We start from the raw sequence: 25,062 nt of genomic DNA on the forward strand, positions 1-25,062 counted from the left end.
CGGCCGCGCGCCCAGCGGCCCGCCCCTAGCCCTTGTTCAGATAGGCGAGGACCGCGAGCACCCGCCGGTGCCCCGTGTCGCTCGGCGGCAGCCCCAGCTTCGTGAAGACGTTGCCGATGTGCTTGCTCACCGCGCGGTCCGAGACCGTCAGCTGCGCGGCGATCGTCGCGTTGTCGCGGCCCTCCGCCATCAGGTGCAGCACCTCCCGCTCACGCGGCGTCAGCGAGTCCAGTGGATCGTCGCGGCGCCGCGTGAGCAGCTCCGTCACCACCTCCGGGTCCAGCGCGGTGCCGCCGCCGGCCACCCGCTCCAGCGCGTCCAGGAACTCGTCGACCCGGCCCACGCGGTCCTTCAGGAGATAGCCGACGCCGCTCGCACCGCCGCCGAGCAGCTCCGCCGCGTATGTCTCCTCCACGTACTGGGAGAGGACCAGCACCGGAAGGCCGGGAATCTCCGCGCGTGCCGCGAGCGCCGCCCGTAGGCCCTCGTCGCGGAACCCCGGCGGCATGCGCACGTCCAAAACCGCCGCGTCCGGGCGGTGTTCGAGCAGGGCGGGCAGCACCTCCGGGCCGGTGGAGGCGACGGCCGCCACCTCGTGCCCCGCGGACGACAGCAGCAGCACCATGCCCTCCCGCAACAGGGCGTTGTCCTCGGCGATCACCACGCGCACGGCAGCTCCACTTCGATCACGGTCGGCCCTCCGGCAGGGCTCGCCACAGCCATGGTCCCGTCGAGCGCGGCGACCCGGCGCCGCATGCCGAGCAGCCCGCTGCCGCCCGCGTCGTCGGCCCCGCCCCGCCCCTCGTCGCGTACCGAAAGGCTCAACACCCCGGCCGCCCGCGAAAGTTCCACCGCGGCCCGCTCCGCGCCGCTGTGCTTCGCCGCGTTCGTCAGCGCCTCCGCCACGACGAAGTACGCGGCGGCCTCCACGGCGGCCGGTGCCCGCGGCCCCTCGTCGACGCCGTCCTCGCGCACCGTCACGTCGAGCCCGCTGCCGGCGGCGAGCGCCCGCACGGCGCCCACGAGGCCGCGGTCGGTGAGGATCGGCGGATGGATGCCGCGGACGACGTGCCGCAGCTCGGTCAGCGCCTCCTCGGCCTGGTCCTGGGCATCGGCGAGCAGTTTCCGCGCCGCTTCGGGGTCCTTGTCGAAGGCCCGCCGGGCGAGCCCCACCCGCATCGACAGGGAGACGAGGCGCGCCTGCGTCCCGTCGTGCAGGTCCCGCTCGATGCGCCGCAGTTCGGCTCCGTGCGCGGCGACCGCGCCGGCCCGCGTGACGGTCAGCTCCTCCACCCGCTCGGCGAGCCGCGCCGCCCGTTCCGCCTCCGGGGAGGCCTTGAGCAGCGCGCCCGACCAGGACGCCTCCAGGTCGGCGATGCGCGCCACGACCGGCAGGACCACCGCCCGGCGGCCGAGGAGACCGCACCACACGCCGTCGACCAGCATCCCGAGGATGAACACCGGCAGCGCGATGTAGAGCAGGAGCCAGCCGTAGAAGAAGTGCGCGGCCAGCCAGCGCAGATCCCGGTAGGTCGCCGGGTCCGTGACCGCCGCCCGGACCCGCTCGGTGAGCGTGCCGGTCAGCGGGACGTAAGCCTCGGGGATCTCCCGGCCCGTCCACCGCGCGACGCGGCGCCGCTTGAAGCCCGCCATCCGCCGCAGCATCAGGACCGTCTCGGGCATGGCACCCGCGCCGACGACGATGAGCGTGGTCACGAGGGTGAGCAGGATGACGCCGATGAACAGGTACGACGCCAGGGACAGCAGCGCCGCCGCGCCCAGTTGCTCCAGGGCACGCTCCGTGCGCCGCAGTGTCTCCCGCATGGCCCTGAGGCTATGCGACCGCGCTCTTACGCGCGGGCGAGCGGGCTCCCGGACCGGGGGTGTAGCGCGCTACACCCCCGGTCCGGGAGAGCACACCATCGTCACGCCGCCCGCGCTCCGGCAGAGTTGACCACGAACCAAGCACCACCCGACCGCCCGGCACCCGATGTGAAAGGTCCCGTCATGAAGGCCCTGCTCTGGCTCGTCCTCGCCGTCGCCCTCGTCGTCAACGTCTCCACCAGCTTCGCCTTCGACGGCGTACAGCAGGTCCTGATCAGCGTGGGCACCGGCGTCGCCACCATCGGCTCGGGCGTTGCCCTGTTCCTGATGCGGGAGCGCACCCCGCAGAACTGAACGCGGCGGGGCGCGGTCAGAGCGCCCTGAGCCCCGCCGCCGTCGCCGTGACGAGGCTGCCCAGATAGCCCTTGGGCAGCTCGGCCCGCACCACCACGGAGCGCCAGTACAGCGGCCCCGACACCAGGTCGAGGGCGAGGTCCTCGTCGACGCCGTCCCGCACCTCGCCGCGCGCCACGGCCGCTTGGACGATGCCGCTCGCCACCCCGTGCTGCCCCTCCCGCAGTGCCTTCTGGAGGGCTTTCGCGATCTCCGGATTGCGCGCCGCCTCCGCCTGCAGATCGGGGATGATCTGCGAGGCCACCGGGTGCCGCAGCGCCCGTGACGTCACCTCGTACAGCAGCCGCAGATCGCCTTCGAGCGAGCCGGTGTCCGGCGCCGGAAGCCCCTGCACCGCTATCGCCGACACCAGGTCGAGCACCAGGTGCAGCTTGGAGCGCCAGCGCCGGTAGACGGCCGTCTTGCCGACCCCCGCGCGGCGCGCGATGCCCTCGATGGACATCCGCGCGTACCCGACCGCCGCCAGTTCCGCGAAGACGGCGGCCCTGATCGCCTCGGTCACGTCCTCCCTGAGCACGGCCGCCCCCGCGGGCGCCCTGCGGCGCGGCTGTTCATCTCCTGGCCTGCTCGTCGTCATACGGACAGCATAGAGCGTGACGACGATACGGTTGCGTTCCGACGTAACGACGTCCTACTCTCGGCGTTGCGACGATACGGGTCCGTCCCGACGCAAGACGTCACGAGAAGGAGCAGCGGCAGTGAGTCAGGTCCTCGACGCACCACCCCGCACGGCGGCCGGCACCCCCGACCCCGCCGCGCTCGCCGCGCAGTACGGCCTGACCGTCAGCGGCGCCCGCCCCACGCTGCCCGCGTACGTGCGTCAGCTCTGGCAGCGCCGCCACTTCATCACCGCCTTCGCGACCGCCAAGCTGACCGCGCAGTACAGCCAGGCGAAGCTCGGCCAGCTCTGGCAGGTGATGACCCCGCTCCTGAACGCGGCGGTCTACTACTTCATCTTCGGCGTCCTGATGAACACCAAGCGGGACGTGGAGGACTACGTCCCCTTCCTGGTCACCGGCGTCTTCATCTTCACCTTCACGCAGAGCTCGGTGATGGCGGGCACCAAGGCCATCTCCGGCAGCCTGGGCCTGGTCCGCGCCCTGCACTTCCCGCGGGCGGCGCTGCCCATCTCGTACTGCCTGCAACAGCTCCAGCAGCTGCTGTTCTCCATGGCCGCGCTTGTGGTGATCCTGCTCTGCTTCGGCGTCCCGCCCACCGCGTCCTGGTTCCTGGTGGTCCCGGTCCTGGTCCTGCAGTTCACCTTCAACACGGGCCTGGCCCTGATCATGGCGAGGCTCGGCAGCAAGAACCCCGACATCGCGCAGCTTATGCCGTTCGTGCTGCGTACGTGGATGTACACGTCCGGCGTGATGTGGAGCATCGACGCGGTCCTCAAGGACCAGCACCTGCCGCACTTCGTGAAGGTCCTCCTGGAGTGCAACCCCGCCGCCGTCTACATCGACCTGATGCGGTTCGCGCTGATCGACAGCTTCCGGGGCGACCAGCTCCCGCCGCACATCTGGGCCTGGGCGCTCGGCTGGGCGCTGGCCGCCGGGATCGGCGGGTTCATCTACTTCTGGAAGGCAGAGGAGACGTACGGCCGTGGCTGACACCAGGAACGAGACCGGCACCAGGAACGAGACGGGCGCCAGGAACGACACCGGCATCAGGAACGACACCGCCCCCACCGTCATCGTCGACCAGGTCGACATCGTCTACCGCGTCCACGGCACCGGTGCCACGGCGGGCCGCGGCAGCGCGACCGCCGCGCTCGGCCGCATCCTGAAGCGGGGCGAGTCCCCCGGCACCCGCAAGGTGCACGCCGTCAAGAAGGTCTCCTTCACCGCGTACAAGGGCGAGGCCATCGGCCTGATCGGCACGAACGGCTCGGGCAAGTCGACGCTGCTCAAAGCGGTCGCCGGGCTGCTCCCCGTCGAGCGCGGCCGCATCTTCACCGACGGCCAGCCCTCGCTGCTCGGCGTCAACGCGGCCCTGATGAACGACCTGACCGGCGAGCGCAACGTACATCTCGGCGGGCTCGCGATGGGCATGTCCCGCGAGCAGATCCAGGAGCGCTACCAGGACATCGTCGACTTCTCCGGGATCAACGAGAAGGGCGACTTCATCACGCTCCCCATGCGTACGTACTCCTCCGGCATGGCGGCCCGCCTCCGCTTCTCCATCGGCTCCGCCAAGGACCACGACGTACTCCTCATCGACGAGGCCCTGGCGACCGGCGACCGCTCCTTCCAGAAGCGCTCGGAGGCCCGCATCCGCGAGCTGCGCAAGCGCGCGGGCACGGTCTTCCTGGTCAGCCACAACAACAAGTCGATCCGCGACACGTGTGAGCGCGTGCTCTGGCTGGAACACGGCGAGCTGCGGATGGACGGCCCGACGGAGGACGTCCTCAAGGAGTACGAGCGGTTCACGGGCGGCAAGAAGTAACTCGCCGCCCGCGCACCGACCGCCGTCCAGGAATCACCGCTCCAGGAACCCGAACAGCTCCTCCCAGCGGCGCACGATCTCGTCCGTCGTATAGCGCCGGATGTTCTCCCTGGCCAGCTCGCCCATCCGGTCCCGCAGCTCCTTGTCGGACATCAACGTGTCCAGCCTGCGGGCGAGTTCGGCGGTGTTGCCGAGCCGGGCGAGCAGTCCGTCGACGCCGTCGTCGATGATCTCGTGCACGCCGGGCGCGCAGTCGAACGCGGCGCACGGCACGGCGGTCGCCATCGCCTCCATCAGGGCGAGCGGGAAGCCCTCGCCCCGTGACGACTGCACGAACACCGAGCCGCCGCGCAGCGCCCCCGGCACATCGCTGGTGCGCCCCATCCACTCCACGGAACCGTCCAGGCCCAGCTCCGTGCACTGCTCCTTGAGCATCTCCTCGTCCTCGCCGGAGCCGTAGATCCGCAGCGTCCAGTCCGGGTGCAGCGGCGCGACCTCCGCCCAGGTGTCGAGGAGCATGTCGATGCCCTTCTGGTCGTGCAGGCGGCCGATGCTGGTGACGACCTTCTCGGTGCGCTTCGAGGGCACCTCGGGCATGAAGGGCAGCGGGTTCGGCATGAAGGACGCGTTGTCCATGCCCTGCCGGATCCACAGGTCGGCGTCCTCGCGGGTCAGCGCGAGCATCCGGTCGACGTCCTTGTAGTGCTTCCTCACCCGCCCGAAGCGCGAGCAGGCCCGCGAGTACGCGAACGACTCATGGCTCATCCCGATGACCAACAGGCCATGGGTGTCGGCCAGTTCGACCCACTCCATCGCCCACACCTGCGTGACGATCACGACGGCTCCGGGCCCGGCCTGCGCGAACAGCGCGGTCAGCTTGGCGGCCTGCTCGTGCATGCCCTCCTGACGGCGCGCCCGCAGCCGGTGCTCGGCCACGTTGAGCCGCCCCTTGATGCCGCGCGCCGGGCCGACGCGCGGCGGGTGCTCGTCGTACAGGGTCGTGGTCGGGTACGGCAGACCGGTGCCGATGTCCTGCGGTACGCCGGGTTCGGTGATGCCGATGACGTGCACCCGGTGGCCGCGCCCGGCGAAGAGGCGGGCCATCTGGTGGGACCAACTGGTGATCCCGCCCAGCTCGTTGACGCTGTTGGAGACGAAGAAGATGTCCCGCGTCCGCGTCGGCCGCGCCGTCTGTTCCGCTGTCGCTGTCTCAGTCACTTGGTGCTCCAGTGCGAGAAGAACTGGTCGACGACGCTCTTCGCCGCGTCGCCCTTGTCGTACTCACCGAATTCGGCGACGAACCGCTCCCGCGCCGCCGCGTACTCCAGGGCCTGCTCGTCGAGCGCCTTCAGCGCCCCGAACAGCTCCTCCTCGGTGTCGACCATCGGTCCGGGGGCTCGTTCGCGCAGGTCGAAGTAGGTGCCTCGCCCCTCGTGGACGTACTCCTCGTAGTCGTACGTGAAGAAGAGCATCGGCCGGTCGAGGAGCGCGTAGTCGAACATCACGGACGAGTAGTCGGTGATCATCGCGTCGGCCAGCTCGTAGAGCGGTGTGACGTCGTGATGCGCCGATACGTCGATGACGTGCCCCTTCACGGACGGCGGGAGCACCACGTGGTTGAGGTAGTGCGAGCGCACGAGCAGCACGTACCGGTCGCCGAACTGCTCGGTGAACCGCTCGACGTCGAAGGGCAGTTCAAAGCGTCCGTGCCGGCCGCCGTGCCGCCGGAAGGTCGGCGCGTAGAGCAGCACCCGCTTGTCGTCGGGGATGCCCAGCTCGGCGGCCAGCGGCCCCCGTTCGCGCACTCCGGACGCGTCCTCGGCCCGCTTGGCGCGCACCAGCGCGTCGTTGCGGGGGTAGCCGACCCGCAGCAGCACCTTCTCCTTGAGCCGCAGCGCCTTGGCGAGGGTGCGTACGTCGTGCTCGGAGCGGATCAGGAAGCGGTCGAAGCGGTCCAGGACGCGCTGCTGCTCGTCCTGTCTCGGCTTGCTGCGCAGCTTCCATGCGGGTTCGTCGAAGCCCATGCGCTTGAGCGCGGAGCCGTGCCAGGTCTGGATGTACGTCGTCTCGGGCCGCTTGGTGAGCTTGAGCGGATAGCTCTGGTTGTCGACCCAGAACTCGGCCTGTGCCAGGGCCCGCAGATAAGGCAGCGACCAGCGCCGCACCAGCGTGGCGTCCTCGGGGAAGCCCTCGGGGCTGCCGGCGTAGGACCACACGGCGTCGAAGTCGAGGCCCTGGCGGCGCATCTCCTCGTAGATGGCGCGGGGGCTGTCGCTGTACTGCTTGCCCAGGTGACTCTCGAAGACGACGGTGCCCTTCTTCACCGGAAGGCGGCTGAACACCTCGTCGTACACCCGCAGCCTGCTCTGCCCGGACGTGAGGTTCTTGCGCAGCTTCTTCGCCCTGCGGTACCCGGACTTGGCGAGCCGCCCCGGCAGGCCGTGCGTGCCGCGCTCCACGAGTTCCTGGACCTTGCCGCCCGCCGCCTGCGTGGTGACGAGCCGGAAGGCGAGGTGCCCGCGCTGCGAGACCTCGGTCTCCAGATGATCGGCGACGAGCCTGCCAAGGCGTGGCCGCACCGGGAGGAGCCCTTCGGCCACTCCGGGGGTGCTCGCGGTGAGCCGGCTGGTCGTGCGCACGCCGTCCGCCGTGAGACGGAGGCGTACGTCCCACACCGCGTCGACCACGCCGAGCGGCCGCAGGCGACGGGCGAGATCGGCGGTGGCCTCCCAGGCGAGCGCCTCGCCCTCGTGGCGCAGCTCGGACACGGGGAAGCGGAAGGACTGCAGGCTGCGGCGCCGTGCGCTGAACTCGAGCTCGGCGGTGAGCTCCGCGTCGGGGCCGATGATGCCGAGCGGGTTGGTGACGCGGCCCGCCAGGTGCACGGCCCCCGCCGACTCCTCGTACCGCGTCAGGACGTTCCGCAGGAACATCTGGTCGAGCCGCTTGCCGTGATAGCCCAGCTCGGTCACGTCGAGGACCCGGCGGCCGAACGGGTCGTCGAGGTGCTCGGCGCACCAGTACACGCGCCCGTCCCGCTCGGCCAGCGGCGAGGAGATCTTGTCGCGGTTGGTGAGGGTGTCGACGGCGGGCAGCAGGTTCTCCCAGTCGCCGCGCTCCAGGAGGTAGGCGCAGATCGCCTGGACGGGCTGCACCTCGTCGTAGGCGGCGCGGTCGAGCCCGGCGAGATAGTCGCGGGCGAGCGCCGCGAACTCCTGGCGGTAGGAGGCGTCGCGGAACGGCAGGTCGCGCAGGTGGAGCACCAGGTCGTGCTTGAGGAACTTGATGTCCTTGGCGAGCCGCAGCTCGTCGAGTCCGCGCTCGGCGAGCAGCGCGTCGATCCGGCGGTGGATCTCCATGCGGTGCCGGAAGTTGGTCATCTCGTGGCGGCGGTTGGTCACCGACTTCTCGGCGGCGCGCTCGTGGACGTGCCAGAAGTAGACCTGGTTCGGTATGAGGGTGATGCGCTCGGCCGCGAGATAGGCCTCGGCGATGAACATCAGGTCCTCGTAGAACATGCCCTTGGGGAAGCGCAGGGCGTTCTCGACGAGGAAGTCCCGGCGGTAGAGCTTGTTCGTGGAGAGCGTGTCCCAGACGAACAGGTCGGGCAGCTCGGTGACGGACTCCAGGGTGCGGGTCGTGGCGTAGAGCCAGGGGTACCACTGGTCGCGCTTCTTGTTGCGGGTGTCCATGGAAAGGCGTACGCAGAGCCCGGAGACGATGTCGGAGCCGTCGCGCTCGGCGGCCTCCAGGAGGTTGCGGCAGGCGTTGCGCTCCAGGACGTCGTCGCTGTCGAGGAACATCACGTGCTTGCCGGTGGTGTGGCCGATGCCCACGTTGCGGGGCTCGCCGCCCGCGCCGCTGTTCTCGGGGAGCTGGTAGGCGCGCACCCGCCCGGGGTGCTCGGCTGCCAGCCGCTGTGCGGTCTCGTACGAGCTGTCCGTGCTGCAGTCGTCGACGACGACCACCTCCACGGAGTGCAGCGTCTGGTCGAGCACCGACCGGACGGCGGTCGGCAGCCGCTCGGCGTCGTTGTAGACGATCACGACCACGGACACATCGGGAGCCGCCCCCTGCGCCCCCCGCTCAGCTATCGCTCCCATGCGTCCCTCCACTCAGATACCGGCTCATCCCATTAAGTATCGCTAATGCCCGATTGGCGCCCTTCAGGGGGGTGTGATTGGCCTAGTCCCGATACGCGAAAGGGCGCCCGAAAACGCGAAAGGGCGCCCCGAGCCTCTCGGCTCGGGGCGCCCTCATCGGCGTACGACGGAAAGAACCGTCCGGCGGACTACGAGTGCGTGCGCAGCAGCGTCCGCATCGTCCGCATCGCGACCGACAGGTTCGCCAGGTCGAACGCGTCCGAGCTCTGGATCTCGTCCAGCGTCGTCCGCGACCGGCTCAGGATCGCCGCGTTCTTCTCCTCCCAGTCCTTGAAGCGCTGCTCGGGAGTGGCCTCGCCGTTCCCTGCGGCGAGCACGTCCGCCGTCAGGGCGGCGTGCGCCGCGTACAGGTCCTCGCGGATCGACGCGCGGGCCATCGACTGCCAGCGGTCGGCCCGCGGCAGCTCGATGATGCGGTCCATCAGCTGGGTGATCCGCAGCCGGTCGGCGAGGTCGTAGTACACCTCGGCGACGGCCATCGGCTCCTTGCCCGTGCGGTCGGCGATCGCGACGATGTCGAGCGACGGGAAGGCCGAGGAGAAGCCGGCGACGCGCTGAGCGAGTTCGTCGGGGACGCCCGCGCCCGTCAGCTCGTCGCGGATGGACTCGTACCACTCCAGGTCGGAGCCGCGCAGCAGCGTCGGCAGCTCGGACCAGACCTGGGCGACGCCCTTGCTGAAGAACTCGATGGTCTCGGCGAGCTGCAGCGGCTGCGGCCGGTTGTTGAGCAGCCAGCGCGTGCCGCGCTCGACGAGCCGGCGCGAGTGCAGCCGGACGCGGGTCTGCACATCGGCGGCCACCACGTTGTCGAGCGCCTCGACGGCGTCCCAGACCGCGCTCAGACCGAAGATCTCACGGGCCGCGAGCTGCGCCCTGACGATCTCCTCCAGGGAGGCCCCGGTCTCCTCGCGCAGCCGGTGCAGGAACGTCGAACCGCCCGTGTTCACCGTGTCGTTGACGAGCACCGTCGTGATGATCTCGCGGCGCAGCGCGTGCCCGTCGACCTGCTCGGGGAACTTCTCGCGCAGCGCCTGCGGGAAGTACGCGTGCAGCAGGCGGCGCAGGTACTCGTCGTCCGGCAGCGACGTCTGGATCAGCTCGTCGGCGGCCGTGATCTTCGTGTACGCGAGGAGGACGGCCAGCTCGGGCTGCGAAAGACCGCGGCTCGAGTTGAGCAGCTCGCGGATCTGCCGGTCGTTCGGCAGGAACTCCAGGCCCCGGTCGAGGTGGCCCTGCTTGCCGAGCCGGCGCATGAAGCGCTGGTGGGCGTGGAGCAGGGACGGCGACTGGGCGACCGCGTTGGCGAGGGCGGTGTTCTGCGCGTAGTTGTTGCGCAGGACGAGCCGGCCGACCTCGTCGGTCATCGCGGCGAGGAAGGTGTTGCGCTGCTTGACGGTCATGTCGCCGTTGGCGACGACCGCGTTGAGCAGGATCTTGATGTTCACCTCGTGGTCGGAGGTGTCCACGCCCGCGCTGTTGTCGATGGCGTCGGTGTTGATGCGGCCACCGGTGCGCGCGAACTCGATGCGCCCCAGCTGCGTGAGCCCGAGGTTGCCGCCCTCGCCGACGACCTTGACCCGCAGGTCGGCGCCGTCGACGCGGATCGCGTCGTTCGCCTTGTCGCCGACGTCCGTGTTCGCCTCGGCCGACGACTTCACGTACGTACCGATGCCGCCGTTCCACAGCAGGTCGACCGGCGCCTGCAGGATCGTCTTCATCAGGTCGGCCGGGGTCATCTTGGCGACGCCCGACTCGATGCCGAGCGCCTCGCGGATGTGCGCGTTGAGCTGGATCGCCTTGGCGCTGCGCGGGAAGATCCCGCCGCCCGCCGAGAGCAGCTCCTTGTTGTAGTCGGCCCAGGAGCTGCGCGGCAGCTCGAAGAGCCGGCGGCGCTCCGCGTACGAGGTCGCGGCGTCCGGACGCGGGTCGATGAAGATGTGCCGGTGGTCGAAGGCGGCGACCAGGCGGATGTGCTCGGAGAGCAGCATTCCGTTGCCGAACACGTCACCGGACATGTCGCCGACGCCGACGACCGTGAAGTCCTCGGTCTGGGTGTCGGTGCCCAGCTCCCGGAAGTGCCGCTTGACGGACTCCCAGGCGCCGCGGGCGGTGATGCCCATGCCCTTGTGGTCGTATCCGGCGGAGCCGCCGGAGGCGAAGGCGTCACCGAGCCAGAAGTTGTACGACTCGGCGACCTCGTTGGCGATGTCCGAGAACGTCGCGGTGCCCTTGTCGGCGGCGACCACCAGGTACGTGTCGTCCTCGTCGTGCCGCACGACGTCCGCCGGGGGCACGACCTCGCCCGCGACGAGGTTGTCGGTGATGTCGAGCAGCGCCGAGATGAAGGTCTTGTAGCAGGCCACGCCCTCGGCGAGCCACGCGTCGCGGTCCACGGACGGGTCGGGCAGCTGCTTGGCGACGAAGCCGCCCTTGGCGCCGACGGGCACGATGACGGTGTTCTTCACCATCTGCGCCTTCACGAGACCCAGGATCTCGGTCCGGAAGTCTTCCTTCCGGTCCGACCAGCGGAGCCCGCCGCGCGCGACCTTGCCGAAGCGCAGGTGCACGCCCTCGACACGCGGCGAGTACACCCAGATCTCGTACGCCGGACGGGGCGCCGGAAGATCGGGGATGGCCTGCGGGTCGAACTTCATGGAGACGTAGTTGTGCGGCTTGCCGCCCGCCGCCTCCTGGAAGAAGTTGGTCCGCAGCGTCGCCTTGATGACGGTGAGGAAGGACCGCAGGATCCGGTCCTCGTCGAGGCTGACCACCTGGTCGAGCGCGCCGTCCAGCTCCTCCAGGAGCCCGTCGATCAGCTCGGTCCCGGCGCTCTGCCGCTCCGGCGACATCCGCGCCTCGAAGAGCGAGACGAGCAGCCGGGTGGTGTGGACGTTGTTGCGGAGGGTGTCCTCCATGTAGTCCTGGCTGAACGTGGCACCGGCCTGGCGCAGGTACTTGGCGTAGGCCCGAAGCACCATCGCCTGGCGCCAGCTGAGCCCGGCGCTCAGGACCAGCGAGTTGAAGCCGTCGACCTCGGCCTCGCCCGTCCAGGCGGCGGCGAACGCGTCCTGGAAGCGGTCGCGGCCGTCGTCTCCCAGGTAGTCGCCGTTGCCGTTCTGCGACTTGGGCAGGCGCAGCCCGAAGTCGTAGATCCACGCGTTCGACCGGTCCGAGCAGCGCAGCTCGTAGGGACGCTCGTCGGTGACCTCGACGCCCAGGCGCTGGAGCACCGGAAGGACGGCGGAGAGGGAGACCTGCGCGCCGGAGCGGTAGATCTTGAAGCGGCGCTCGCCGGGGGCGGCGCCCACCGGCTCGTACAGGCTGAGCGCGAAGTCCTCGCGCCCGTGCTTCAGCGCCTCCAGGTGCACCAGGTCGGCCACGGCGGCGCGCGGCGTGTGGTCCGCCTTGTACCCCTCGGGGAAGGCGCCCGCGTAACGGCGGAGCAGCTCGGCGGCGCGCTCCTCGCCGCACTCGGCGGTCAGCGCCTCGGCGAAGCCGTCGGCCCAGGAGCGGGCGGCCTCGACGAGCCGTCCCTCGATGCGCTCGATGTCGGCGTCGGAGAGGTCGGGGACCTCGGCACCCTTCGGCACCCTGACGACGAAGTGAATACGGGAGAGGATCGACTCGGTGTTCCAGGCGGTGAAGTCGACGCTCGCGCCGTTCAGCTCCTCCTTGAGGATGTCGATGATCCGCAGCCGGACGCCGGTGGTGTAGCGGTCGCGCGGCAGGTAGACGAGGGCGGAGTAGTAGCGCCCGTACTCGTCCTTGCGCAGGTAGAGCCGGAGCCGGCGCCGCTCCTGGAGGTACAGCACGGACGTGACGATGGACCGCAGCTCATCGGCGGGCGTCTGGAAGAGCTCGTCGCGCGGGTACGTCTCCAGGATCTGGAGCAGGTCGCGCCCGTCGTGGCTGTTGGCGGAGAAGCCGGCGCCCTTGAGCACCTCCTCCACCTTGCGGCGGATGACCGGCACGCGGCGCACCGACTCGGTGTACGCGGCGGAGGAGAAGAGCCCGAGGAAGCGCCGCTCACCGATGACGTTGCCCTCGGCGTCGAACTTCTTCACGCCGACGTAGTCGAGGTAGCTGGGCCGGTGCACCGTCGCGCGGCTGTTGGCCTTGGTCAGCACGAGGAGCTTGTGCTCGCGGGCCTTGGCGCGGGCGTCGGCGGGCAGCCGGTTGAAGGACGGGCTGACCGGGTGGTGGTCGTCGCCGCCGTGCTGCGGGTCGGCCCGCAGGATGCCGAGGCCGGTGCCGGGGACAGCGGAGAGGGAGTCGTCCTCCGTGAGGTCGTACTCGCGGAAGCCCAGGAAGGTGAAGTGGTTGTCGGCGAGCCAGCGCAGCAGCTCGCGGGCCTCGTCGACCTCCTGGTCGCGCAGATCGGCGGCGGCCGGCTCGCTGGGCAGCTCATCGGCGATGCGCAGCGCGGCGTCGCGCATCTTCTCCCAGTCCTCGACCGTCTCGCGTACGTCGGACAGGATCCGGAGCAGATCGGCGCTGATCTGCTTCAGGTCCGCGCGGTCGGTCTCGCGGTCCATCTCGACGTGGATCCACGACTCGGTGACCGCGTCGTGCGGCCGCTCGGTGCCGGGGTCCGTCGTCAGAACCTCGAGCAGCTTGCCGGTGAGGTCACGGCGCACCACGACCTGGGGGTGGATGACGACATGGATGCCGCGCCCCTGCCGGGAGAGCTCATTGGTGACGGAGTCGACGAGGAAGGGCATGTCGTCCGTGACCACCTCGACGACGGAGTGGCTGCACGTCCAGCCGTTCTCCTCGACGGTCGGGGTGTGCACCCGGACGTTGGCCGTGCCCTGGGGGCGGTTCTCGGCCAGCCGGTAGTGCGAGAAGGCGGCTCCGAAGACGTCGACCGGGTCGCGGTCGGCCAGGTCCTCCGGGGCGGTGTGCAGGTAGTAGCGCTGGAGGAACGCGAGGGCGGTGTCCTGGTCGGGAGTGGCCTCGTCGCCCTTCGACCCGGTGGGTGCCCCGTTCGGTAGGCGCCCCCCAACCGGGCTGTTCTCAGCTACCCGGGCGGCCCGCGTGAGCAGCTCGGCCTTGGCTTCGTCCAGCTTGGTCTGCATTGTCCTCTGACTCCTGTCGCGCGCCGTTGCGTGACGTAGAAGGAAGTGATCCGACGTAGCGCCGCGACGCGGGGTCTCCGGTCGAGGTCGACGTTATGCCGTGGTGAGAGATGAGCGGGCGGTTATGCGCCATTGTCCGCATTGTCGGTGGTTTCACCGACCGATGGCCGGGGATACCCGACCGGTGGCCGGGATGACCGGCCTGACCGCACCGCGGGGAAGCGTCAGCGACCGCCCGGGCACGGATGTCCTCCGTGTGCTCCGGGCGCAGGACGGGGGCGCTTGCGCCCCCGCGGGATATCGCGCTGATCACGGGTCAAGGCTATCGCCCCGTACCCGCCCCCCGTCATGAGCCGTATGTGTACAAAAGAGGGGGGCGAACTTTGACAGTCTGCACAGAGACTTCCGGCCATCTGTCGGCTGTCGGTCTTCCCGCCGGAGCGTGGGCCCTCTTGGCAAACCGGACGGAGGGATGCACGTTGTGCGGGACGGACGGACCGTTGAAGTGACGGCGAAGTCCAGACCGACCTGGGGAGCGAGTACCGATGGCAGCCAAGATCCTGATCGTGACGGGCGACGCGGCGGAGTCGCTCGAAGTCCTCTACCCCTACCAGCGACTGCGCGAGGAGGGATACGACGTCCACATCGCCGCCCCCGCCCGCAAGAAGCTGCAGTTCGTGGTGCACGACTTCGAGCCGGGCTTCGACACCTACACCGAGAAGCCGGGCTACACCTGGCCCGCGGACCTCGCCTTCTCCGAGGTGGATCCCGGCCAGTACGTCGCCCTGGTGATCCCGGGCGGCCGGGCCCCGGAGTATCTGCGCAACGACCCGGAGCTGCGCAAGATCCTCAAGTCCTTCTTCGACTCCGACAAGCCGGTGGCCCAGATCTGCCACGGCCCGCTCCTGACGGCGGCGATCGGCAGCCTCACCGGCCGCAGGGTCACGGCGTACCCGGCCCTGGAGATGGACATGCAGGCGGCGGGCGCGACGTTCCAGGACGCGGAGGCCGTGGTCGACGGCACACTGGTGTCGGCCAGGGCATGGCCGGATCACTCCGGTTGGATGAGGGAGTTCCTGACGGTGCTGCGGGCGAAGGCGCCGGTGACCTGAGGGAGCCCTGGGGAGCTCCTGAGGGTGCCCTGAGGGAGCCCCTGAGGGAGTACGTATACCGATCAAGGCCGGCGGCCCGGAAATCCGTATACCGGTACGAGCAAGTACCGATGCGGGCCCCCGGTCCGCATCGCCATGCTGGTCCTGTGCCGCTTCCCGGACGGACCGGGCCGTGGGCGCCGGACAGTGAAGTGGTCAACTCCCCCACATCTGTCGTGGCTAACGGCGCTCCCCCGGAACCCCCCGGAAGCGGCACGAGACGGTCGGCTGCCCTCGTCGGCGAGGGCAGGCGGTCCGTTCCGCCCTGCCTGGGCCTGTCCGGCCGGAGCAATGCCAGCGGGTGGCACTGCCGCCTGGGGTTGCCCGGGCCTCCGGCCGGGGCAACCCCAGCGGGGCACGGCCTGGGCTCCCCCCCCAGCCGAGGCGCCGCCCACCCACCCGATCCCCCCGGTAGCCGAGCCCCCGCACCGCGGGGTGACGGGTGGGTGGGTGGGAGACATCCGCCGCGGAACGGCGGCGCAAAGCGGATCCGACCCGCACCCGACGTGGGAGCCCCCCGCAGGGGAAAGAACCCCCCGCTAACCGCCGGCGGCAACCGCCGCGATCTCCGTCCGAGAAGCAACCCCCAGCTTCGCCAGAATGTGCTCGACATGCGCATCGGCGGTCCTCTTGGAGATCACCAGCCGCTCGGCGATCTCCCGATTGGAGAGCCCCTGCGCCACCAGCGCGGCGACCTCCCGCTCCCGCCGGGTCAGCACATCGAGCCCGCCCCCGCCCCGCGGCCCCGGCACGGCGGCGGGCCGCTCCGCGTCGGCGACGGCCGCGGCCACCACCTCCCGCAGGGTCAGCTGCTCGCCCTCCTGGTACCAGCGGGCGAACCCCCGCTCACCGAGCGCCTGAGCGACCCGCTCCCGCACGTCCCCGTGCAGCTCGCGCAGCGCCGGGAACATCCCGAACGTATCCCCGCTGGCGCTCTTCGCCGCGTCCACGTACCCGAGCAGCCAGGCGGCCCGCGTCCAGCGCTCCTCCCCGGCCGCCGCCCAGGCGAGCCCGGCGCAGCACAGCCTCGCGGCGAGCGCCTCGCCGATCCGCCCGATGGCGTCCAGCGCCTGCCGCAACGTCCGCACACTCTCCTTGGAGTGCCCCGCCACCCACAGGCAGACGCCCTTGACCATCAGAGCCGCGCCCCGCAGCCAGCACTCGCCCTCGTACGGCTCGAGATGGGCCAGCGCCACCTCGCAGAGTTCGAGGGCGCACTCCACCTGCCCGATCGCCACCCTGACGACCGCCTCCTCGTGGCAGACCAGCGCCACCCTCGCCGGATCACCGATCTCGACGAGCCGCTTCCTGGCCACTTCCATCGCAGCCACGGCCTCGACGAGGCCGTCCAGGTCACCGGCACCGCCCGCCAGCACGGCCCGGGTCCCCGCCACCTCCGTCTCGGCCATCGCCGCGGCGGCCTCGTCCCCGATGCGGCGCGCGACCTGCTCCGCCTCGACGAGCCGCCCGAGCGCGGCCACCGGGTCACCGAGCCAGAGGCAGAACTCGCCGGTCCGGTGCAGCCCGGCCGCCCGCGCGGGCCCGTCGCCGGGCACCGCACGCAGCCCCTTGTCGATCCAGTACTCGCCCTGGGACATCGCGGCGACCGCCCGCCAGTGCGGCCACAGCCGGGCGGCGAGCAGCAGCCCCTCCGCCTCGTGGCCCGGTGTCGCGTACGCGTACTCGAGCGCGGCCCGCACATCGTCCTCGGCCCCGCGCACCGCCGCGTGCAGCGCGACCTGCTCGGCGCTGAGGAACCTCTCCTCGAAGCGCCGGACCAGTTCCTGGTGGTACGTGAAGTGCCTGCGCCGCGCCGCCTCCGTGCCGCCCGTCTCGGCGAGCCGTTCGGCGCCGTACTCCCGGATGGTGTCGAGCAGCCGATAGCTGTCGCCGGCCCCGCCGAGCCGCTGTACGACGGACTTGTCGACGAGCCCGATCAGATGCTCCATGACATCGCAGGCGCTCAACTCGCCGCCCGCGCAGACCTGTTCGGCGGCGGCGAGATCGAAGGCCCCGGCGAACACCGAGAGCCTGCCCCACACCACCCGCTCCTGAGGGGTGCACAACTCGTGCGACCAGTCGATGGCCGTACGCAGTGTCTGGTGCCGGGTCAGCGCGGTCCGCCGCCCGCCGGTGAGCACCCGGAACCGGGCGTCGAGCCGCGCCGCGAGCTGTTCCAGGGGCACCGCGCGCAGCCGCACGGCGGCCAGCTCCAGGGCGAGCGGAATCCCGTCGAGCCGCCGCACGAGGGCGTCGAGCAGCTCCCGGTTGCCCTCGCTCACGGCGAACCCCGGCACGACGGAGGCGGCCCGCTGCACGAACAGCTCCACGGCCTCGGCCGACCCCAGGGGCGCCAACGGCCAGCAGCTCTCGCCCGGCACGTCGAGCGGCTGCCGGCTGGTGGCGAGGACACTCGTCCCCGGTGCCTCGCGCAGCAGCACGTCGGCGAGCATGGCGCAGGCGTCGACCAGATGCTCACAGGTGTCGATGACGATCAGCGCCCGCCGCTGGTGCAGAAACTCCACCACGGCGTCCAGCGGCTGCACCCCGGTCTGCTCGGGCAGTCCGAGCACGGCCGCGAGTGTCCCCGGCAGCAGCTCCGGGTCCCGCAGCGCGGACAGCTCGGCGAGCCAGACCCCGTCGGGAAACCGCTCGGCGGCACTCGCCGCGACCCGCAGGGCCACCCGCGTCTTGCCGACGCCGCCGGGCCCCACGACCGTGACGAGCCGTGCCTGCGCGAAGGCCCGCTCCAGCGCGGTGACGTCCTCGCCGCGCCCCACGAAGCTCGTCGTCTCCGCGGGCAACCGGCCGCTCCTGCGCTGTCCGAAGCCGAAGCCGAACCCCATATCGCCCCCGTTACGCCCGCACCGGAACCATTCCACCCAGCGTACGCATCCGACAGCACACAGTAGGCCGCTTCACATAAGGCGCTCTAGGCGGCCAGGCGCTCGGCGACCTCGACGGCCTCCGCCAGACTGTCGACCACCGGAACCCCGGCCTCCGCCAGACTCCCCCGGCTGTGCGACCCCCCGGTGTAGAGCACGGCCCGGGCCCCCACATGAGCGGCGGCCAGCGCGTCGTCGACGGCATCCCCGATGACCACGGTGTTCTCGGCGGCCACCCCTTCGAGCGCGGCCAGGTGCCGCACCATCCGGTCGGCCTTGCCGGCGTGCGACGAGTCCATCCGCCCGTCGATCCGCACGAAGTGCTCCTCGATCCCGTGCCGCCGCACGATCGGCACCAGATGCTCGTGCGGCGCGAGCGAGAGCAGCGACTGCGTACGCCCGGCGGCGCGCCGCTCGGCGAGCAGCTCGGCGGCCCCGTCCGCGAGCCCGCAGCCCTCGGCCCGCGCCCAGTAGTGCTTGTGGAACACGGCGTCCATGACCTGCCACTCGGCCTCGGTCGGCAGCCGCCCCATCAGCCGCTCGTAGAACTTGGGCACGGGCACGCAGTAGAGCTCGCGATACCGCTCGAGCGTGATCGACTCGAGCCCGATCTCCGCGAATGAGGCGTTGGTCGCCTCGATCACGGCATGAATGTCATGCAGGAGTGTCCCGTTCCAGTCCCACACGATGTGCGCCCCGCGCTGCAGCTTCCCCATGCAGAAACGGTACCCGCGAGATCCCGCCCCGAGACAACCCCGGCCATGCCGCGGCTACGCGATCAGCCCGGGAATCTCCTGGGTCGCGAACCACAGCAGCTCGTGGTCCTCGACGCCGTCCACGACGAACCGCGCGTCGTCGTCCCCCTGGTCCGCGGCCCCCAGCACCCCCACAGCCGCCGTCACGTCCGCCTCGGCGTCCCCCGAGTCGACGTGCACGGCGGCCACCTTCCGCAGCGCCAGAACGCCGTCGATCCGCACCTCGCCGAGGGCCGTCCGCGCCCCCTGGTCGAGCCCGAGGCCGGGCTCCGCCACGGCCGCCCCGTCGGGTACGTCCGCCGCGAGGACGACGCGCCGCCGGGCCGCCTCGGGGTCACCGGCGACCAGCCGCAGCGAAGCGAGCGCGGCCCGGTTCAGGGCGGCGTACTCCAGCTCCTCGATGTCGTCCGAGACATACCACTCGCGCAGCGCGGGCGTCACGGCGTACGCGGTCAGCGGTCCGGGCCCCAGCTCGCCCGCCTTGTACGCCTCAGCGAGACGGGGCAGGGTCAGGGGAACGTAGACGCGCATGACGATCCGCTTTCAGTAGCAGGGGCTGGGCGAGAACAGGCACCAGAATACGTCCGGGAGTCCCCCTTCGAGGTGCGCCCCGCACCGGCCCCCCGCGTCACCCGGAGCACCACCCCCTCACCCGGCGCTCCCCGGCAACCGTACGGCCTGACGCACCCCCGACCACCCGGATAGGGGACTCTGCCACCGGCCGGCCCCGGGCCCGGCGCCCCTTGCGGCCCTCGCTCCCGTCGCCGTACAAGATCCCCGACGGAAGTTACTCCCTGGTACGGAGGTAGGTCGGCATGCAGAAGGTGATGACGAGGCCCCGCTCACGCCCGGCGACCACCCGCCCACCGGGCCGCACCGACCCGCGCCGCCCCAGCGCCCAGTCCCGCCCCCGCAGGACCGCACCGCAGCCGCCGCCGCACCCCACCGAGCTCTTCACCGAGCGCCTGCTCCTGGTGCTCAGCGGCCAGAAGCCCGTGCACTGGGCGGCCCGCCACATCGCCCACACGGCCTTCGACGACCTGGTCCGGCTCGCCGAGCAGACGCCCCTGAACGTGGCCGGCAGGCGCCCCACGGTCCACCGCATCGGCCACTACGAACCCTGCCCCGGCGTCTACGAGGTCTTCGCCCGCATCGGCGCGGGCCCCGCCCTGCGCGCCCTGGCGTTCCGCCTGCACCTGGGCGCGGACCAGCGCTGGCGCTGCACGGCGGTGGAAGTGGCGGCTCCGGGACGTACGGCGATGTGACGTACCGACGTACGGCGAGGTGCCGTACTACGGAGGCCCTGGCTGTGCCGTACTACGGAGGCCCCGGACCGTGCCGTACTACGGAGCCCCCTGCTGTGCCGTACTACGGAGCCCCGGGCAAGGCGAAAGGGACCGGGCGCCCGAAAGCACCCGGTCCCTCAGCACAGAGCTACGGCGAAGCCGTCACGCTACTTCTTGCGGCGTCGGCCGCCCTTCTGGGCCTTGCGGCGCTCGGCGCGCGTCAGGCCGTCGGCCTCGGACCGCACTCCGGAGTCCTCGGTCTCGAAGTCGCCCTCGTCGACACCGCCCTCCGCGTTCGGCGCCTGGAAGTGCAGCCGGTCCGGCCGCTGCGGGGCGTCGAGCCCCTTGGCGCGGATCTCCGGACGGCCGCCCCCGGCCGGGACGGCGTCCTTCTTGTCCAGGGACGTGGGCGCCTCGTCCGACACCGGGACCTCCTCGACCTGCTGCTCGACCTGGACCTCCAGGTTGAACAGGTAGCCGACGGACTCCTCCTTGATGCCGTCCATCATGGCGTTGAACATGTCGAAGCCCTCCCGCTGGTACTCGACCAGCGGGTCCTTCTGCGCCATGGCACGGAGGCCGATGCCCTCCTGGAGGTAGTCCATCTCGTAGAGGTGCTCGCGCCACTTGCGGTCGAGCACGGAGAGCACGACGCGGCGCTCCAGCTCCCGCATGATGTCGGAGCCGAGCTGCGTCTCCCGCGCCTCGTACTGCTGGTGGACGTCTTCCCTGATGGCCTCGGAGACGAACTCGGCGGTCAGACCCGCGCGGTCACCGACCTCCTCCTCCAGCTCGTCGATGGTGACCTTCACCGGGTAGAGCTGCTTGAAGGCGCCCCACAGCCGGTCCAGGTCCCACTCCTCGGCGAAGCCCTCGGCGGTCTCGGCCGCGATGTAGGCGTCGATCGTGTCGTCCATGAAGTGCGTGACCTGCTCCTGCAGGTCCTCGCCCTCCAGGACGCGACGGCGCTCTCCGTAGATGACCTCGCGCTGCCGGTTGAGGACCTCGTCGTACTTGAGGACGTTCTTACGCGTCTCGAAGTTCTGCTGCTCGACCTGCGACTGCGCCGACGCGATGGCGCGCGTCACCATCTTGTTCTCGATCGGCACGTCGTCCGGGACGTTCGCCATGGCCATCACGCGCTCGACCATCTGCGCCTTGAACAGCCGCATCAGGTCGTCGCCGAGCGACAGGTAGAAGCGGGACTCGCCCGGGTCGCCCTGACGGCCGGAACGGCCACGCAGCTGGTTGTCGATGCGCCGCGACTCGTGCCGCTCCGTACCAAGGACGTAGAGCCCGCCGAGGTCCTTGACCTCCTCGAACTCCGCCTTCACGGAGCGCTCGGCCTTCTCCAGGGCGGCGGGCAGCGCCGCGGCCCACTCCTCGACGTGCTCGACGGGGTCGAGGCCGCGCTGGCGCAGCTCCGCCTCGGCGAGGTCGTCCGGGTTGCCGCCGAGCTTGATGTCGGTGCCTCGTCCGGCCATGTTCGTGGCGACGGTGACGGCACCCTTGCGGCCGGCCTGGGCGACGATGGTCGCCTCGCGGTCGTGCTGCTTCGCGTTCAGCACTTCGTGCTGGACGCCGCGCTTCGACAGCTGCTGCGAGAGGTACTCCGACTTCTCCACGGAAGTGGTGCCGACCAGGATCGGCTGCCCCTTCTCGTGCTTCTCCGCGATGTCGTCGACGACGGCGGCGAACTTGGCGACCTCGGTGCGGTAGATCAGGTCCGACTGGTCGGCGCGGACCATCGGCCGGTTCGTCGGGATCGGCACGACGCCCAGCTTGTAGATCTGGTGGAACTCGGCGGCCTCGGTCATGGCCGTACCGGTCATGCCGCAGAGGCCGGGGGTTTCCTTGCCCTGGTGGTCGTGGCGCTTGTAGAGGCGGAAGAAGTTCTGCAGGGTGATCGTGGCGAGCGTCTGGTTCTCGTCCTTGATGTCCACCCCTTCCTTCGCCTCGATCGCCTGGTGCATGCCCTCGTTGTAGCGGCGGCCGGCGAGGATACGGCCGGTGTGCTCGTCGACGATCATGACTTCGCCGTCGATGACGACGTAGTCCTTGTCCTTCTTGAAGAGTTCCTTGGCCTTGATGGCGTTGTTCAGGTAACCCACGAGCGGCGTGTTGACCGACTCGTAGAGGTTGTCGATCCCGAGCCAGTCCTCGACCTTGCTGACACCCGACTCGTGGATGCCGACGGTGCGCTTCTTCTCGTCGACCTCGTAGTCCCCGGTCTCCTCGATGCCCTTGAGGGGGTTGCCGGGCTCGCCCTTGGTGAGGCGGGTGACCAACTTGGCGAAGTCTCCGTACCACTTGGTGGCCTGGTCGGCCGGGCCGGAGATGATCAGCGGCGTACGGGCCTCGTCGACCAGGATCGAGTCGACCTCGTCGACGATCGCGAAGTTGTGGCCGCGCTGCACCAGTTCGTCCTTCGACCACGCCATGTTGTCGCGCAGGTAGTCGAAGCCGAACTCGTTGTTCGTGCCGTACGTGATGTCGCAGTTGTACTGCTCGCGGCGCTGCGCCGGCGTCATGTTGGCGATGATGCAGCCGACGGACAGGCCGAGGAACTTGTGGACGCGGCCCATCATCTCGGAGTCGCGCTCGGCCAGGTAGTCGTTGACCGTGATCAGGTGCACGCCCTTGCCCGACAGGGCGTTGAGGTACGCCGGGAGGGTGCCGACGAGCGTCTTGCCCTCACCGGTCTTCATCTCCGCCACATAACCGAGGTGCAGCGCGGCGCCGCCCATCATCTGGACGTCGTAGTGCCGCTGGCCGAGGACGCGCTTGGCGGCCTCACGCACCGTGGCAAAGGCTTCGGGGAGGAGGTCGTCAAGGGTCTCGCCGTCGGCGTAACGCTCCTTGTACTCCTCGGTCAGCGCGCGCAGCTCGGCGTCGGAGAGGCTGACGAAGTCCTCTTCGATGGAGTTGACCTGGTCCGCGATGCGGTGCAGCTTGCGCAGGATCTTGCCTTCGCCTGCACGCATGATCTTCGAGAGGACGGACACGGGGGTTGGTCTCCTTGCCGGTCGGGCCTGGCATGGTCGGTTTACTCGTTGGGCAACGGCCATCGTAAGCGAGGAGCGGGCCGCGCCGGGAGGTCTGCCGGTACGTCAACGGACGGGGGGCCTGGAAGGTGCCGGGTTGTGGCGATCAGCGCTCGGCGAAATGCGTCGGCGAAACACGGCGACGACCCGGTGAAAACCACTGGCTCCCGGTCCCGCGCCCCCGCAGAATCACCGGATGGAGCCCGTCACCCTCACCACCGAGCGGCTGAGCCTGCGCACCTTCACGCCGGCCGACACCGACGAGACGTACGAAGCCTGCCAGGACGCCGACATCCAGCGCTGGACCACGATCCCCTCGCCGTACGCGCGCGCGGACGCCGAGGGCTTCGTCGGCACCCTGGTCCCGGACGGCTGGCGCTACGACACGGAGTACACCTTCGCCGTACGCCCCCGTACGGGCGGCCCGCTGATCGCCGCCGCCAGCCTGCACCACCCGCGCTCGGGCGCCTGGGAGGTCGGCTTCTGGACGGCGAAGCCGCACCGGGGCCGCGGCTATATGACGGAGGCCGTGCGCGCCCTTGCCGACTGGGCCTTCACCGACCTGGGCTGCAATCGCCTGGAGTGGCGCGCGGAGGTCGGCAACACGGGCTCCCGCGCGGTGGCCGAGAAGGCCGGCTTCACCGTCGAGGGCACCCTGCGCGCGGGCCTCCCGAACAAGGGCACCCTCCGGGACTGCTGGGTGGGCGCCCTGCTCCCCAGCGACCTGGGCATTCCGTCGCGCCAGCCGTATCTGCCGGCTCCGGAGGCGTTCTGACGGCAGGCTCCGCGGGCGTTGTCAGTGCCGCCGCCTATCGTTCGGGTCATGACGAGCCTGCCGAGTCCCGCCATCGACCTGTCCGCCGACGAGGCCCGCCGCATCGTGCTCCGCGCCCAGGGCTTCCTGGGCGCCCCGGACCGCAGATCCGGTGTGCGGGGCGTGCTGCGGCACCTGGGCGCGGTCCAGCTCGACACGATCTCGGTGCTCGCCCGCTCCCACGAGCTCGTTCCGTACGCGCGTCTTGGCGCCGTGGGCCGCGACAGGATCGAGGCGGCCTACTGGGACGGCACGTCCGGCACGGGCCCCGCCCGGCCGCACGCGTTCGAGTACTGGTCGCATGCCGCCTGCATCCTGCCCATCGAGGAGTGGCCGCACTTCGCCTTCCGCCGCCGCGCGTACCGCAAGCGCCCGCACTGGCACCACGACCTGCCGGACGGTGCGTACGACACGGTCATCAAGCAGCTCACCGCCGAAGGCCCCCTGACGGCCACGGAGTTGGGCGGCGCGAAGAACAAGGGCGAGTGGTGGGACTGGTCGGACGCGAAGGTCGCCGTCGAGCGCGCGCTGATGTACGGCGAGGTGGTCTGCACCGAGCGGCGCAGCTGGAAGCGGGTGTACGACCTGGCGGAGCGCGCCATCCCGGACCCGCTGCTCCATGACGACCTGGACGACGCGGAGTGCCTGCGCCGCCTGGTGCGGCTCGCGGGCCAGGCGCTGGGCGTCGGCACCCGCGCGGACATCGCGGACTACCACCGGCTCAAGGGCGAGCAGTTCGACGCGGTGGTCGCCGACTCGGGACTGGTCCCGGTGACGGTGGAGGGCTGGGACAAGCCCGCCTGGGCCGATCCTGCGGCCCTGGAGACCCCGCCGCGCGGCCGGCACCGTACGACACTGCTCTCCCCGTTCGACTCCCTGATCTGGGAGCGGGCCCGGACGGAGCGGATCTTCGGCTTCACGCACCGCCTTGAGGCGTATGTCCCCAAGCCGAAGCGGATCCACGGCTACTTCGCGATGCCGGTCCTGGCCGGCGGGCATCTGGTCGGCCGCGTCGACCCCGCCCGTGAGGGCGGCACGCTGGTCGCCAAGCAGGTGTCGCTGGACGGCCCCAAGTCCGTGCCCGCGGTGGCGCAGGCGCTCCGTGAGGCGGCGTCCTGGGTCAATTGCGACGCGGTGCGGGTGGAGCGGGTGGACAGGCCCGAGCTGACCGCGGACCTCGTCCGCGCCCTTGCTTGATCCCCG

17 protein-coding genes are annotated in these 25,062 nt (G+C 70.7%); 7 read left to right on the forward strand and 10 right to left on the reverse strand.

Annotated elements, in window-relative coordinates:
- Positions 1–25: 25 nt before the first annotated feature.
- Together ACIBKX_RS06835 and ACIBKX_RS06840 are read right to left on the reverse strand one after the other, a co-directional pair.
- A complete protein-coding gene (locus tag ACIBKX_RS06835; protein WP_363276722.1) occupies positions 26–670 on the reverse strand; it encodes a response regulator transcription factor in 645 nt (214 codons plus the stop codon).
- A complete protein-coding gene (locus ACIBKX_RS06840; protein ID WP_363276721.1) occupies positions 658–1,824 on the reverse strand; it encodes a histidine kinase in 1,167 nt (388 codons plus the stop codon). Before ACIBKX_RS06840 ends, ACIBKX_RS06835 begins: the two co-directional genes overlap by 13 nt.
- Before the next feature lie 183 nt (positions 1,825–2,007).
- On the opposite strand from ACIBKX_RS06840, the gene ACIBKX_RS06845 reads away from it, so the two are divergent.
- Complete coding sequence (locus tag ACIBKX_RS06845; RefSeq protein WP_363276720.1) at positions 2,008–2,178, forward strand: hypothetical protein; 171 nt, start codon at positions 2,008–2,010, stop codon at positions 2,176–2,178.
- A gap of 16 nt (positions 2,179–2,194) precedes the next feature.
- Here ACIBKX_RS06845 and ACIBKX_RS06850 read toward each other — a convergent pair whose 3' ends face one another.
- Positions 2,195–2,815: a TetR/AcrR family transcriptional regulator gene (locus tag ACIBKX_RS06850; protein ID WP_363276719.1), complete on the reverse strand. Its 621-nt coding sequence runs from the start codon at positions 2,813–2,815 to the stop codon at positions 2,195–2,197.
- 121 nt (positions 2,816–2,936) lie between these two features.
- Between ACIBKX_RS06850 and ACIBKX_RS06855 the strand changes: the two genes are divergently transcribed.
- Both ACIBKX_RS06855 and ACIBKX_RS06860 read left to right on the forward strand, forming a co-directional pair.
- Entirely contained in the window at positions 2,937–3,848 is a 912-nt protein-coding gene (locus tag ACIBKX_RS06855; RefSeq protein WP_363276718.1) for an ABC transporter permease, read from the forward strand.
- Between the two features lie 55 nt (positions 3,849–3,903).
- Positions 3,904–4,683 carry an ABC transporter ATP-binding protein gene (locus ACIBKX_RS06860; protein ID WP_363276741.1) on the forward strand — a complete coding sequence of 260 codons (780 nt, stop codon included), beginning with the start codon at positions 3,904–3,906 and terminating at the stop codon, positions 4,681–4,683.
- A 33-nt stretch (positions 4,684–4,716) separates the two neighbouring features.
- On the opposite strand, the gene ACIBKX_RS06865 is transcribed toward ACIBKX_RS06860, so the two are convergent.
- The 3 genes from ACIBKX_RS06865 to ACIBKX_RS06875 all read right to left on the reverse strand — a co-directional run bounded on the left by ACIBKX_RS06865 (position 4,717) and on the right by ACIBKX_RS06875 (position 13,924).
- Entirely contained in the window at positions 4,717–5,901 is a 1,185-nt protein-coding gene (locus ACIBKX_RS06865; protein ID WP_363276717.1) for a glycosyltransferase, read from the reverse strand.
- Positions 5,898–8,786 (reverse strand): bifunctional glycosyltransferase family 2 protein/CDP-glycerol:glycerophosphate glycerophosphotransferase, encoded by a 2,889-nt coding sequence (locus ACIBKX_RS06870; RefSeq protein ID WP_363276716.1) that lies wholly within the window; start codon positions 8,784–8,786, stop codon positions 5,898–5,900. Before ACIBKX_RS06870 ends, ACIBKX_RS06865 begins: the two co-directional genes overlap by 4 nt.
- A 188-nt stretch (positions 8,787–8,974) precedes the next feature.
- A complete protein-coding gene (locus ACIBKX_RS06875) occupies positions 8,975–13,924 on the reverse strand; it encodes an NAD-glutamate dehydrogenase (RefSeq protein WP_363276715.1) in 4,950 nt (1,649 codons plus the stop codon).
- Positions 13,925–14,469: 545 nt separating this feature from the next.
- Between ACIBKX_RS06875 and ACIBKX_RS06880 the strand changes: the two genes are divergently transcribed.
- Complete coding sequence (locus ACIBKX_RS06880; RefSeq protein ID WP_363276714.1) at positions 14,470–15,036, forward strand: DJ-1/PfpI family protein; 567 nt, start codon at positions 14,470–14,472, stop codon at positions 15,034–15,036.
- Between the two features lie 578 nt (positions 15,037–15,614).
- Here ACIBKX_RS06880 and ACIBKX_RS06885 read toward each other — a convergent pair.
- From ACIBKX_RS06885 to ACIBKX_RS06895, 3 genes are all read right to left on the reverse strand, one after another.
- Positions 15,615–17,921 (reverse strand): LuxR C-terminal-related transcriptional regulator, encoded by a 2,307-nt coding sequence (locus ACIBKX_RS06885; protein ID WP_363276713.1) that lies wholly within the window; start codon positions 17,919–17,921, stop codon positions 15,615–15,617.
- Between the two features lie 86 nt (positions 17,922–18,007).
- Entirely contained in the window at positions 18,008–18,676 is a 669-nt protein-coding gene (locus ACIBKX_RS06890; protein WP_363276712.1) for an HAD family hydrolase, read from the reverse strand.
- A gap of 54 nt (positions 18,677–18,730) precedes the next feature.
- A complete protein-coding gene (locus tag ACIBKX_RS06895) occupies positions 18,731–19,246 on the reverse strand; it encodes a DUF6912 family protein (RefSeq protein WP_363276711.1) in 516 nt (171 codons plus the stop codon).
- A 284-nt stretch (positions 19,247–19,530) separates the two neighbouring features.
- Here ACIBKX_RS06895 and ACIBKX_RS06900 point away from each other — a divergent pair, with 284 nt between their 5' ends.
- Positions 19,531–19,980: an Rv3235 family protein gene (locus ACIBKX_RS06900; protein ID WP_363276710.1), complete on the forward strand. Its 450-nt coding sequence runs from the start codon at positions 19,531–19,533 to the stop codon at positions 19,978–19,980.
- A 188-nt stretch (positions 19,981–20,168) separates the two neighbouring features.
- On the opposite strand, the gene secA is transcribed toward ACIBKX_RS06900, so the two are convergent.
- On the reverse strand, positions 20,169–23,006 hold the full coding sequence (gene secA, locus ACIBKX_RS06905; protein WP_363276709.1) for a preprotein translocase subunit SecA: 2,838 nt from the start codon (positions 23,004–23,006) through the stop codon (positions 20,169–20,171).
- A 235-nt stretch (positions 23,007–23,241) separates the two neighbouring features.
- On the opposite strand from secA, the gene ACIBKX_RS06910 reads away from it, so the two are divergent.
- Together ACIBKX_RS06910 and ACIBKX_RS06915 are read left to right on the forward strand one after the other, a co-directional pair.
- Positions 23,242–23,820, forward strand: coding sequence for a GNAT family N-acetyltransferase (locus ACIBKX_RS06910; protein ID WP_363276708.1), 579 nt, complete (start codon positions 23,242–23,244; stop codon positions 23,818–23,820).
- Between the two features lie 48 nt (positions 23,821–23,868).
- Entirely contained in the window at positions 23,869–25,056 is a 1,188-nt protein-coding gene (locus tag ACIBKX_RS06915) for a DNA glycosylase AlkZ-like family protein (protein WP_363276707.1), read from the forward strand.
- The last annotated feature ends 6 nt before the right edge of the window (positions 25,057–25,062 follow it).

Source organism: Streptomyces sp. NPDC050658 (assembly GCF_044457025.1).
Classification (GTDB): Bacteria; Actinomycetota; Actinomycetes; order Streptomycetales; family Streptomycetaceae; genus Streptomyces.